Annotated in this window: 10 protein-coding genes; 7 read left to right on the top strand and 3 right to left on the bottom strand. The window is 65.6% G+C overall.

From position 1 onward, the window contains the following. Positions 1–31 precede the first annotated feature (31 nt). Positions 32–817, top strand: a complete 786-nt coding sequence (locus LAN61_10890; protein MBZ5541010.1) for a methyltransferase domain-containing protein — start codon at positions 32–34, stop codon at positions 815–817. A gap of 49 nt (positions 818–866) precedes the next feature. Here the strand turns inward: LAN61_10890 and LAN61_10885 are convergent, their stop codons facing one another. Continuing rightward, a complete protein-coding gene (locus LAN61_10885) occupies positions 867–1,286 on the bottom strand; it encodes an EamA family transporter (GenBank protein MBZ5541009.1) in 420 nt (139 codons plus the stop codon). A gap of 219 nt (positions 1,287–1,505) precedes the next feature. Here LAN61_10885 and LAN61_10880 point away from each other — a divergent pair, with 219 nt between their 5' ends. Together LAN61_10880 and LAN61_10875 are read left to right on the top strand one after the other, a co-directional pair. Then, positions 1,506–3,812, top strand: a complete 2,307-nt coding sequence (locus tag LAN61_10880) for a M28 family metallopeptidase (protein MBZ5541008.1) — start codon at positions 1,506–1,508, stop codon at positions 3,810–3,812. 165 nt (positions 3,813–3,977) lie between these two features. Continuing rightward, the gene (locus LAN61_10875) at positions 3,978–4,949 is read left to right on the top strand and encodes a homoserine dehydrogenase (GenBank protein ID MBZ5541007.1); all 972 of its coding nucleotides are present in this window, start codon (positions 3,978–3,980) and stop codon (positions 4,947–4,949) included. A gap of 19 nt (positions 4,950–4,968) precedes the next feature. Here the strand turns inward: LAN61_10875 and LAN61_10870 are convergent, their stop codons facing one another. Further along, positions 4,969–5,706, bottom strand: coding sequence for a pyridoxamine 5'-phosphate oxidase family protein (locus LAN61_10870; GenBank protein MBZ5541006.1), 738 nt, complete (start codon positions 5,704–5,706; stop codon positions 4,969–4,971). Positions 5,707–5,795: 89 nt separating this feature from the next. Between LAN61_10870 and LAN61_10865 the strand changes: the two genes are divergently transcribed. From LAN61_10865 to LAN61_10855, 3 genes are all read left to right on the top strand, one after another. Beyond that, positions 5,796–7,082, top strand: a complete 1,287-nt coding sequence (locus LAN61_10865) for a cysteine desulfurase-like protein (GenBank protein MBZ5541005.1) — start codon at positions 5,796–5,798, stop codon at positions 7,080–7,082. Positions 7,083–7,194: 112 nt separating this feature from the next. Beyond that, a complete protein-coding gene (gpmI, locus tag LAN61_10860; GenBank protein ID MBZ5541004.1) occupies positions 7,195–8,763 on the top strand; it encodes a 2,3-bisphosphoglycerate-independent phosphoglycerate mutase in 1,569 nt (522 codons plus the stop codon). A 43-nt stretch (positions 8,764–8,806) separates the two neighbouring features. Further along, positions 8,807–9,814, top strand: a complete 1,008-nt coding sequence (locus tag LAN61_10855; GenBank protein MBZ5541003.1) for a D-2-hydroxyacid dehydrogenase — start codon at positions 8,807–8,809, stop codon at positions 9,812–9,814. A 33-nt stretch (positions 9,815–9,847) separates the two neighbouring features. On the opposite strand, the gene LAN61_10850 is transcribed toward LAN61_10855, so the two are convergent. After that, positions 9,848–10,909, bottom strand: coding sequence for a VWA domain-containing protein (locus tag LAN61_10850; GenBank protein ID MBZ5541002.1), 1,062 nt, complete (start codon positions 10,907–10,909; stop codon positions 9,848–9,850). Between the two features lie 195 nt (positions 10,910–11,104). Between LAN61_10850 and LAN61_10845 the strand changes: the two genes are divergently transcribed. After that, on the top strand, positions 11,105–12,577 hold the full coding sequence (locus tag LAN61_10845; GenBank protein MBZ5541001.1) for a M20/M25/M40 family metallo-hydrolase: 1,473 nt from the start codon (positions 11,105–11,107) through the stop codon (positions 12,575–12,577). Positions 12,578–12,607 lie beyond the last annotated feature (30 nt).

The raw sequence follows: 12,607 nt of genomic DNA, 5'->3' as shown, positions 1-12,607 counted from the left end.
CTCCGCATTCGGCTAGAATGCATTCTGCCGCATGACCGACGTCCTGCAATTCGACGAAGAGACCTCGCGAACTCTGGAGATCGCTTACGCTGCGCCGGAGGTTGTGGCCCAGCGCCGCAGCGTTATTCAAGCCCTGCAATTACGCGCGGGTGAGGCTGTTCTGGATATCGGCTGTGGCCCAGGCTACCTGGTTGCCGACCTGGCTTCAGCCGTGACTCCTGCCGGGCGCGTGACGGGCGTCGACCGCAGCGAGAGCGCGCTCGCACTGGCCCGCCGGCGCTGTGCCGGCCTTGCCGGCGTGGAGTTTCGCTCTGCCGCAGCCACTCGCCTGCCTTTTCCGGATTCTTCCTTCGAGGCCGTCGTGGTAACGCAGGTCTATGAGTATGTCGCCGATCTCGCAGCAGCCCTCTCCGAGCTCTTTCGGGTCTTGCGGCCCCGCGGGCGCGCCGTCGTTGTCGACACCGATTGGCGCACGCTCGTCTGGCATTCCTCCGACCCGGCGCGCATGCAGCGCATTCTCCAGGCCTGGGACGCCCACCTCGTAAATCCCGTGCTTCCCCGCACGCTCGCCGTGCAACTTCGCCAGGCCGGTTTTGTCGTTCGCCGGCAGAGCGTCATTCCCTATCTCAATACGCAGTACCACTCCAATTTCTACAGCTACGGCCTGGCCAAATTTATCTGCTCGTTCGTCCCCGGCCGCCAGGACATCACCAAAGAGGAAGTCGCGGCCTGGGCCGCCGAATTCCCAGCCCTCAGCGACGCCGGCGCCTACTTCTTCAGTTTGAACCGCTACCTCTTCCTGGCCGAAAAACCCTGACCGCCCAGCCGCCCCGCTCTTTGCTCTCGGCAACGCGGGAGAAGCATGATTACCGCAGCAGCAGGAAAAGCCCTCCCAGGGACAGCGCCATCCCTATCGTCTGCCCCGCATCCAGTTTTTCTTTGAAGAACCACAGTCCGATCGGCACCAGCGCCAGCACCACCGCCGTATTCAATGCCAGCGCCAGCGTTTTCAGGTTCCCGCCCGCGCGGTAGGCCAGCAACACCCCGATCTCCACTAGGAAAATGGCCGCGCCGCAGCCCACGCAGGCCCAGTTCAGTTCGCGCAGCCCCGCCCGGCTCAGCGCCTCGCGCCCGGAGAAGGCCAGCATCGCCAGCGTTGCCGCCAGCGCCACCAGATACGTCACCGCCAGCGACAGAAACGGATTCACCGTCCGCGAAGTCATCTTCTGCGAGAGGTGGTACAGCAGCGTTCCCGTGATGCTCATGGCCATTGCCAGCCGGTACATGCAGCCCCCTTTGTCGCGCCCCACTTTGCAACGCCAAGAGAGTAACCCAACCCCCCTCCTCTGACTATCGCTGCGCTAGTTCAGCGGCACTTTTGTCCGGCATTGCAAAATCCAGATAGCTGCTCTACTCCAGGAAAGAACTCGCCTGGCGCCCCCATTCATGCCATTCCCAATTCCGCCGGCTTCAGGCAGAATACGGGCGCAACTCCCGGAGGCTTCATGAAGCGCCTTGCCCTGCTCGTCGCCGTACTTAGTATGAGCCTGTCCCTTACGCCCCTTTTCGCACCCAGCGCCGCGGATGAAACGCCGCTCGCCGGCTACTCCGCCGCATCCTCCCGCGCCGAGCGCCAGTGGGAAGAGAAACTCCGCGCCATTCCCAGCCCGGACAATCTCCGCGCTTACATGCAGCGCCTCTCCGCGCGGCCGCACCACCTCGGCTCGCCTTATGACAAGGACAACGCCGAATGGCTCGCCGCGAAATTCAAGGAATTCGGCTGGGACGCGCACATCGAGCAGTTCGACGTGCTCTTTCCCACGCCTAAGGAACGCGCCGTCGAGCTGGTGGAGCCGCGCAACGCCAAGGGCACCGGCCCCAGCTTTATCGCCAAGCTGCAGGAGCCCGCGCTGGCGGTGGATCCCACCTCCAGCCAGCAGGCCGAGCAGCTTCCCACCTACAACGCCTACTCGATTGACGGTGACGTGACCGCGCCGCTCGTCTATGTGAACTACGGCATCCCCGAGGACTACGAGCAGCTCGCGCGCATGGGCATTTCCGTGAAGGGCGCTATCGTCATCGCCCGCTACTATCACTCCTGGCGCGGCATCAAGCCCAAGGTCGCCGCCGAGCACGGCGCCATCGGCTGCCTCATCTTTTCCGATCCGCACGAGGACGGCTATGTCGATGGCGACGTGTTTCCCGCCGGCCCCATGCGCCCGAAGGACGGCGTGCAGCGCGGCAGCGTCGAGGATATGCCCCTCTACCCGGGCGATCCGCTCACGCCCGGCGTCGGCGCCACGAAAAACGCCAAGCGCCTCGAGCTGAAGGATGCGCCGACGCTCACGAAAATTCCCGTCCTGCCCATCTCCTACGCCGACGCGCAGCCGCTGCTCGCTTCGCTCACCGGCCCCGTCGTTCCCGAATCCTGGCGCGGCGCGCTGCCCATCACTTATCGCGTGGGCCCCGGCGCGGGCAAAGTGCACCTGAAGGTGAAGTCCAACTGGGACCTCAAGCCGCTCTACGACGTCATCGCGAAGATCCCCGGCGCCGTGAACCCTGAGGAATGGGTCATCCGCGGCAATCACCACGACGCCTGGGTGAACGGCGCCGAAGACCCCGTCTCGGGCCTCTCCGCCGAACTCGAAGAAGCTCGCGCCATCGGCGAGCTGGTGAAATCCGGCTGGAAGCCCCGGCGCACCATCATCTATTGCGCGTGGGACGGCGAGGAGCCGGGCCTGCTCGGCTCGACCGAGTGGGCCGAGGAGCACGCCGAAGAGCTGCGCCAGCATGCCGTCGCGTATATCAATTCCGATTCCAACGGCCGCGGCTATTTCGATATGCTCGGCTCGCACACCCTCGAGCAATTCCTCAACGGCATTGCGCGCGACGTCCAGGACCCGGAGACCAAGCTCTCCGTGTGGAAGCGGCATCAGCTCCACGACATCGCCACTGCGTCCTCCGCCGAAAAGAAGCAGGAAATCCGCGAGCGCGCCGATCTGCGCATCGCGGCGCTCGGCTCCGGCTCCGACTACACGACGTTTCTCCAGCACCTCGGCATCGCCTCGCTCGATATCGGTTTCGACGGCGAGGATGAGGGCGGAATCTACCACTCCATCTACGACGATTTTTACTGGTACACGCATTTCAGCGATACCGGCTTCGTCTATGGCCGCGCGCTGGCGCAGGCCGGCGGCAGCGCCGTCCTGCGTCTCGCCGACGCGGAGCTGCTCCCCTTCGAGTTCGGCGATTTCGCCGACACCATGCAGACCTACATCAAAGAGCTGAAGCAGCTCGCGCAGCGCATGCGCGACGACATCCGCGAGCGCGACCTGCAACTCGAAGAGGGCGTCTTCTCCGCCACCTCCGATCCCCGGCATCCCACCGTGCCGCCGGCCGCCGAAAGCGTTCCGCCGCATCTCAACTTCGCGCCGCTCGATAACGCCGCCGAAGCGCTCAGCCGCAGCGCCGCGGACTATCGCAAAGCCTATGCGCACGCCAATGAAAACGGCGGCGCCGCTCTGGCCTCCGCCTCGCTCGCCGATGTGAACCGCCTGCTCATCGAAAGCGAGCGCCGGCTCACCATCCCCGAGGGCCTGCCCAATCGCTCCTGGTTCAAGCACCAGATCTACGCCCCCGGTTTCTACACCGGCTATGGCGTCAAAACCATGCCCGCGGTTCGCGAGGCCATCGAGCTGAAACAGTGGAAGCAGGCCGACCAGTCCATCGGCGTCGTCGCCCGCGTCCTCGAAGACGAGGCCGCCCTCATCTCCACCGCTGCCGCCAAACTCGCCGTGGCCACCACACCCTGAGCGCCATGTCCATACCCGCTCACGCCCGCAACGCAACGGCCCTCCTGAGGCCCGGCTGTTTCTTAGCGGGGCTTCGGGGTGGCGGCTCCTTCGGAGGCCACGCCTATTCCTTCCTATGACCTCGCCATCATCGGCTTCGGCAATGTCGGGCGCGCCTTCCTGCGCATGCTGGTGGCCAAGGAGTCCGAACTGCGCGAACGCTATGGTGTGCACTGGCGCCTCACCGGCGTGGCCACCCGCCGTGCCGGATGGCTCGCCGATCCCAACGGCCTCCATCCTCTCGCGCTGCTCAACGGCCACTGGCCGGCGCCGCAAGCCGATGCTCCGCGCAACGTCCGCGAGTGGCTGGGGCGCGCCCGCGCCGATGTGCTCTTCGAGGCCACCTCGCTGAACGCCCAGAACGGCCAGCCGGCCATCGAGCATCTGCGTGCCGCGCTGGAGCACGGCGCGCACGCCATCAGCGCCAACAAAGGCCCCCTCGTCCACGCCTACGGCGAACTGAGCGCCCTGGCCCGCGCCAAGGGCAAGCGCTTTCTCTTTGAATCCACGGTCATGGATGGCGTGCCCGTCTTCTCCCTGTTTCGCGCGGGGCTGCCCGCCGCCGGCCTGCGCGGGATTTCCGGCGTCCTCAATTCCACCACCAACGTGGTGCTCACGGAAATCGAGAAGGGCCGCACGCTGGATGAAGGGGTGAAGCACGCGCAGGCCCTGGGCGTGGCCGAAACGGATCCGACCGCCGATCTGGATGGATGGGACGCGGCGGTGAAACTCGCCGCGCTGGTGATCGTGCTGATGGGCGTGCCTCTGCGGCTCGAGCAGATTCGCCGCACGGGCATTCGCGAGCTCAGCGTGGAGAAAATCCGCGCGGCGCGCGCCGCCGGGATGCGCTACAAGCTGGTCTGCCGCGCCGAGCGCCACAGTGGCGCGGAGATCCCCGTGCAAGCGATCGTGCAGCCGGAGCTGCTCCCGCTTTCCGACCCGCTCGCGAATCTCGAAGGCACCAGCTCCGCCATCCGCTTCGATCTCGACGTCTTCAGCCTCTCCCTGGTCGAGCACAATCCCGGGATCGAAGCCACCGCTTACGGCCTCCTCGCCGACTTTCTGCGCGCCGTCCAGGCGGAAGATCCGGCGGGGTGAGGACGGCCCCAGCCGCGATTCAGCGCTGGTACTTCGCGAGGTAGTCCGGCAGGGGAATCGCCGGATCGCACCGTTCATCGCGCACCGGGGCGCCGGCGGCGAGATGCAGAGGAATGACGCCGGCCCATATTTTTAGCGCGTAGTCCTCGGCGTCATCCTCCACGCCGCCCGAGCGGACCTTCGCGGAAACCTCGGTCAGCGGGAGGCGCAGGATGCTCGTGGCTTTCATCTCTTTTTCATTGGGGCCGCGCGCCTCGTTCCAGCGGCCCGGCAGGATCTTTTCGGTGAAGGCGCGCAGCGCTTCGAGCTTCTCCGCCGGGTCGTCCACCAGCGTGGCCGTGCCCAGCGCCACCACCGAGCGGTAGTTCATGGAGTGGTTGAATACCGAGCGCGCCAGCACCAAACCGTCGATCAGGCTCACGGTGATGCACACCGGGGCGCCTTCGCTCAGATTGCGCAGCATCCGGCTGGCTGCCGAGCCGTGAAAGTAGAGCGCGTCGCCGATGCGCGCGTACATCGTGGGGATCACGTAGGGCTGGCCCGCGATGGCGAAGCCGGCATGGCAGACGAAGCCCTCGTCGAGAATTTTGTAGATGGCTGCGCGGTCATAGACGCCGCGCTGCGGCTCGCGCACCACGCGGGTTTTGTCGCTGGGAGTGAAGTTCTCGGGCACGCTGCACCTCCTTGGCGAAACGTGGCGCGGAGTCCAGCGCTTTGCGGTCCCCCGTAGTGTTGCTAGCCGGCGCCACTGCGGCATAAGTGGTGAGAACGAACCGGGAAATGGTATCACGCGCGGTGCGGCGCGGGCTCTCGCAAAGGCCTTCGCGGTTGTGAGAAACTACCGCAATGAGCACACCGGTCATTCATGAATCAGGAAGTGCGGCGGGCGCGCCGCTGGATTCCGCCTGGGTTCGCGCGCAATTCCCATCCCTGCAGCTTGCCGTGAACGGCCACACCGCGGCATTCCTCGACGGTCCGGCGGGGACGCAGGTGCCCCAGCAGGTGATGGACGCGTTCCAGAACTATTTTCTGCAGGCTAACGCCAACAGCGGCGGCGCATTTCTCACCAGCCGGCGCAACGACGAGATGATTGCCGCGGCGCGCGAGGCCATGGCCGATCTTCTTCATGGCCACGCCGAGGAGATCAGCTTCGGGCCGAGCATGACCACCATCACGTTTGCGTTTGCGCGGGCGCTGGGCCGGGAGCTGCGGCCGGGCGACGAGATCGTGGTGACCACGCTGGACCACGATGCCAACGTCGCGCCGTGGCGCGCGCTCGAGGAGCGCGGCGCGGTGCTTCGCCAGGTGGACATCCGCGAAGCCGATTGCACGCTGGACCTCGATGACCTGCAGCGCAAACTTACCGCGAAGACTAGGCTGGTCGCCGTGGGTTACGCCTCGAACGCCGTGGGCACAATCAATCCGGTGGCGGAGATCGTGAGGCTGGCGCACGCCGCCGGGGCGCTGGCGTTTATTGACGCGGTGCACTATGCGCCGCACGGCGCGATCGACGTGCGCGCGCTGGACTGCGATTTTATGGCCTGCTCGCCGTACAAGTTCTTCGGGCCGCATGCGGGCGTGCTGTACGGGAAGAAAGAGCACATGACGCGGCTGAAGCCCTACAAGGTGCGGCCGGCCTCGGACCAGATTCCCGACCGCTGGGAGACCGGGACCCAGGTGCAGGAATGCCTCGCGGGAATACTCGCCGCGGTGAACTATCTCGCGGAACTCGGCCGGCGGTGTGAGCCAAAGGCGGCGAACCGCCGCGCGGCGCTGCTCGCGGCCTATGCGGCGATCCAGCAGCATGAACGGGCGCTGGCGGCGCGGCTTATCGCGGGTCTGCTGGGAATCCCGAAGCTGCGCTTTTACGGCATTAGCGACCCGGCGCGTGCCGCGGAGCGCGTGGGCACCGTGGCGGTGCGCATCGCAGGGCACACGCCGACGGAAGCGGCCAAGTTTCTGGGCGAACGCGGCATCTTCACCTGGGACGGCAACTACTACGCGCTGAACCTGACGGAACGCCTGGGCGTGGAAGCCAGCGGGGGGATGCTGCGCATCGGCCTGGTGCACTACAACACGGCCGCGGAAGTGGACCGTCTGCTGGCTGCGCTGCGCGAATTCGCCGGGCGGTAGCTCCGGCGGGACGCCGGCGCTACCGCAGCAAGCTGCCCGCCTCCCGATGTCCCCGGGATAAGTTGCGGCAGCCGCTACAACCGCTCTAAAAATCCGTGTATCCTGAGCCGCTATGAGCAAACCACGAAAACCCATTGTTTTAACGGTGCTGGATGGCTGGGGGTACCGCGCGGAGACGCGCGGCAATGCGGTGGCCCTGGCGCGGAAACCCACCTACGACGTGCTGCTGAGGAAATTTCCGAATACGCTGATCCACACCTCGGGGCCGTACGTGGGGCTGCCGGAAGGGCAGATGGGCAACAGCGAAGTGGGGCACATGAACATGGGCGCGGGGCGCATCGTGCACATGGACATCACGCGGATCGACACGCTGATTTCCACGGGCGAAATTTACAAGAACAAGCTGATTCTGCAGGCCATGGAGCGCGGGAAAACGCGGCAGCTGCATCTGCTCGGCCTGTTGAGCGACGGCGGCGTGCACTCGCAGTTGAATCACCTGTTCGCGCTGCTGGAGATGGCCAAGCGCAACAAGGTGGAGCGCGTCTTCGTGCATTGCTTCCTGGACGGGCGGGACACGCCGCCGAACAGCGGGCGGGACTACCTGCGGCAACTGCAGCGGAAGATGCGCGAGCTGAGCTGCGGGGAGATCGCCTCGCTCAGCGGGCGCTACTACGCGATGGACCGCGACAAGCGCTGGGAGCGCATCGAGAAGTCCTGCCGCGCGATGGTGCACGGGGAGGCGGATACCCGCGCCGCGGATCCGGTTGCGGCGGTGGAGCGCAGCTACGAGCAGGGAGTGACCGACGAATTCGTGAAGCCGGTGGTGATCACGCGGGGCAGCGGGCCAGCCTCCGCGGAGGCGGCGCCGGTGGGGCTGATCCGCGAAGAGGACGCGGTGATTTTCTACAATTTCCGGGCGGACCGCGCGCGGCAGATGACCCGGGCGCTGGCGGATCCGGCTTTTGACGGATTTGCGGACGCCCGGCGGCCGAAGAATCTTTTTTTCGTGGCCATGACCCAGTATGAGAAGACCTGGCCGTGGCTGCGCTACGTGATCGGTTCGGAAAAACTGGAGCACATCCTCGCGGAAGTGTTTACTGAGCTGCAGTTCAAGAATTTGCGCTGCGCGGAGACGGAGAAGTACGCGCACGTGACCTATTTTTTCAACGGCGGCGTGGAAAAGCCGTACCGCGGCGAGGAGCGCATTCTGGTGCCGTCGCCGAAAGTGGCCACGTACGACCTGATGCCGGAGATGTCCGCGGCGGGGATCACGGACGCGGTGGTGAAAGCGATCGAGAAAGGCGAATTCGACGCCATCATCATGAATTACGCCAACGCGGACATGGTGGGGCATTCGGGGAAGCTGGAGGCGGCGATCCAGGCGGTTGAAGCGGTGGACGCGGGGCTGGCGCGCATCTACCAGGCGCTGAAGCCGCGCGGGGGCGCGTGGATCATCACCGCGGATCACGGGAACGCGGAGACCATGATCGATCCGCTGACCGGCGGGCCGCACACCTACCACACGACGAATCCCGTGCCGTTCATTCTCGTGAGCGAGGACGAGAACGTGCGGCTGCGCGGCGGCGGGGCGCTGCGGGACATCGCGCCGACGATGCTGGGAGTGCTGGGGGAGCGCTCGCCGGTGGAGATGACGGGGAAGGATTTGCGGCAGAAGGCGTAGCGCGCGCGTGGACCGAATTGAGTCTGGAAACTGGCGGCGGGGTATGACGCGGACAAAGCCGGGCGAGACCAAGCTGACGATTTGCGTGTGGCATCCGTTCACGGAGTGGCGGCCGAAGGCGCTGCTGGCGGAGACAATCCGGCGGCGCTGGCCGGAACTGCGCGTGGTGCACCTGCCGAAGTATGACCGGCTGCCGGAAGAGTTGCCGGACACAGATATTTTCGTGGGCTATTCGCTGCGGCCGCAGCAGTTGCAGGAAGCGAAGAAGCTGAAGTGGATTCATTCGACGGCGGCGGGGGTGGCGCAGCTGATGTACCCGGAATTGCGGGATTCGGGAATTCTGGTGACGAATCCGAGCGGGATTTTTTCGGTGCCCATGGCCGAGCACACGCTGGGGCTGCTGCTGGCGCTGGCGCGGAATTTTCCGGATTCGGTGCGCTGCCAGGACCGCAGGCAGTGGGCGCAGCAGGAGTTGTGGGACAAGCCGCAGCATCTCACGGAACTGAACGGGCAACTGCTGCTGATCGTGGGGATGGGTTCGATCGGGCGGGAACTGGCGCGGCGCGCGCAGGCGCTGGAGATGCGCGTGTGGGGCGTGACGCGGTCGGGTGAAGGAGATACGGCGCTGGCGGAGCGGATCGTGGCGGCGACGCAGCTCGATGCGGTGTTGCCGGCGGCGGATTATGTGGTGATTGCCGCGCCGGAGACGGCGGAGACGCGGCATCTGATCGGGGCGGCGCAACTGGCGCGGATGAAGCGCACCGCGCGGCTGGTGAACGTGGCGCGCGGCTCGCTGCTGGACGAAGCGGCGTTGGTGCGGGCGCTGGAAGCGGGAGATCTGGCGGGGGCGGCGCTGGATGTGGCGGTGGAGGAGCCGCTGCCGGCGGAGTCGCCGTTATGGAGGGCGCGGAACCTGCTGCTTACGCCGCACACCAGCGCGGTGAGCGACCGGTTGTGGGAGCGGGAGACGGCGTTGTTGATGGATTTGCTGGAACGCTGGTTTGCGGGGCGGGAGATGGTGAACCGCGTGGACCTGGCGCGCGGGTATTAGATTTCGGCCGCCGGGTTGCTCCGCGGAAACGGCTCAGTTGGCGCCGCTCTCCTTGGGGGCGATGTAGCCCTGGCGGTGGTAGAGGACGATCTTCTGTTTCTTCTTTTTCTGGTCGAGGACGGTGAGCGGGCCGCCGTCGGGTGCGACGAGTTCGACTTTGATCTTGCGGAACTTGCCGTCGAGGACGCGGTTGGTGGGGCTGTAGGCCAAGCTGTACTGGTTGCGGAGGCTGGCGACGACGTCCTGCGCAATGCCCGGCATCTCCCCAAGAAATTGCGGTAGCCAGGCACGGCCGCCGGTTATCTCGGCAAAAGCCCGAAGCTGATTATCGGCCTGGTAGAAGTCGAGCCTGCCGATATTGCCAAGATATCCGTGCGAATCCATGTATTCGACCTGGTCCTTGGCCACGCCGACACAGAAAATGGTTACGTCGGTCTGGCGCAAGGCTTTCAAAGTCTGGTCGAGCGTGTGCTTGCTGAAAGTATCCCTGCCGGTAGCGTACAAAAGAATGGCTTTTTTCCCCTTGACCTCTTTCAGGCGATCCACGGTGTCGAGGAGCGCATCAAACACATTCGATTCCGAGAAACCCGGGAAATACAGGTGCCTGATGGCGTCCTTGATCTCTTCCTTATTCTGGGTGAAGTCCACCTCGACGCGCGATTTCATGTCAAAAGTAACCAGGGCGACCCAGTCCTTCTCGTTCAAATGGTTCACGAAATCGTAGGCGCCGACTTTTCCCAGCTCGCCGAAATAGTATTGATAGCCGAGCTTGCTGAATTCCAGAAGCATGACGATGGTGATGGGGGCGTCGGTGGGGGCGAAGTTGGTGATGGTCTGGGCGACGCCGTCTTCGTAGATGCGGAAGTTTTCCTTCTTCAGGCCGGTGATGATGTCGCCGTGCTGGGTGGCGGCGATGACATCGACGTCAACGACGGGGACCTCGACGGAGATGGAGACCTGGCCCTGCGGAGGCTGCTGCGCGGGGGGGTTCGCGGGACCCTGCTGCGGGCGGGCCAGGAGCTGCATCTGGCCGAGCGGCAGCACCAGGGCGGCGGTAAGCAGCACAAGCAGGAATCCCCAAGCGGTCGGCTTCATTATCGGCCCTCTTTTCTGCGGTTCATGCTGACACAGGCGCCCGCTGGTGACAACCGCAGCGCGCTCTGCACCGTGGAATATACGCTACGCGCCCGCTATGCGGTCCGGCGGCGGGCCGCGCGCGCATGGTAATATGAAGCGTTTTCATGGAATAAAGTTTTCCGGGTGTTTATCTCCTTCGAAGGAGCAGTCGGCATGCACAAGCGCAGGCGAATCGGTGTGGCGTTGTTGGCCGGGTTTCTGGCCGCGGGCGCGGCGGCGCCGCGGGCCAGCGCACAGGCGGTGGCCAAGCTTCCGCAGACTCCGGTACCGGCGGGAGCCGCGGCGGCGGCGGAAAGCTCCGCGCTGGCGAACGAGGCGGCCAAGTGGCTGGCGGATCTGATCCGCATGAACACGACGAACCCGCCGGGAAATGAACAGGCGGCGGCGAAGTACATCGCCGGAATTCTGGAGAAAGAGGGCATCACGCCGGAGCTGCTGGAAGCGGGACCGGGGCGAACGGCGGTGGTGGCGCGGTTGCGGAGCGCGGCGGTAGCCGATCCGACACGGGCGCTGCTGCTGGTGGCGCACCTGGACGTGGTGGGCGTGGACCGCGCCAAGTGGACGGTGGACCCCTTCGGGGCCGTGGTGAAGGACGGTTACCTCTACGGGCGCGGCGCGGTGGACGACAAGGGGATGCTGGCGGCGAACCTGGCGGCATTTATTGCGCTGAAGCGAAGCAACGCGCGGCTGAACCGCGACGTGATCTTCCTGGCGACCTGCGACGAAGAACAGGGCGGGGATGCCAGCATCAAGACGCTGATCGCGAAGTATTGGGACAAGTTCGCGGCGGGGTTCGCGCTGAACGAGGGCGGAAACGTCATCGTGAAGAACGGCCAGGTGCAGTACGTGGCGGTGCAGGCGAGCGAGAAAGTGGCGGTAAACGTGGCGGTGGTGGCGCGCGGGGCCTCGGGGCACGCCTCGATACCGACGAAGGACAACGCGGTGGTGCATCTGGCCACGGCCATCGCCAAGATCGGGGCGTATTCGGCGCCGGCGCGGCCGACGGTCATCGTGCGGCGGTACTTCGAGGAGCTGGCGCGGATCGAAGATCCGGAGCTGGCCAAGTGGATGCGCGCGCTGGACACGCCGGATCGCGCGGAGCATGCGCAGCGGGTGGTTTCCGAGGCCAACCCGGTGTGGAATTCGATGCTGCGGGATTCGATTTCGCCGACGATGCTTTCGGCGGGCGTGCGCGTCAACGTGATTCCGGCGGAGGCGCGGGCCATGCTGAACATCCGGCTGCTGCCGGGGGACACGGTGGACGTGCTGGTGGGGGAGCTGGAGAAGCTGGTGAGCGACCCGCAGGTGAAATTCGAGGTGCAGCCGGATGCCGGGTATGCCGCGCCGCCGTCGTCGCTGGAGAGCGAGCTGTACCAGGCGATCGAGAAGGCGGCCGTGGACCAGTTTCCGGGGGTTCCAGTTGTGCCGTGCCTGTCCACGTGGGCGACGGATTCCTCGCAGTTGCGGCTGCACAACGTGCAGGCCTACGGGCTGGTGCCGTTTCCGCTGACGGAGGAGGACCTGAAGCGGATGCACAGCGAGGACGAGCGGATGCCGCTGGCGTCGTTCGCGCAGGGTGTGCAGTTTCTGTACCGGATCGTCGCGGGATTCGCGGCGGCGAAGTAACCGGATTGGGGACGGGCGCGGAACGCCGGT

The organism is Terriglobia bacterium (assembly GCA_020072785.1).
Lineage (GTDB): Bacteria > Acidobacteriota > Terriglobia > Acidiferrales > UBA7541 > Acidiferrum.
This window is presented reverse-complemented; position numbering and strand designations above follow the sequence as displayed.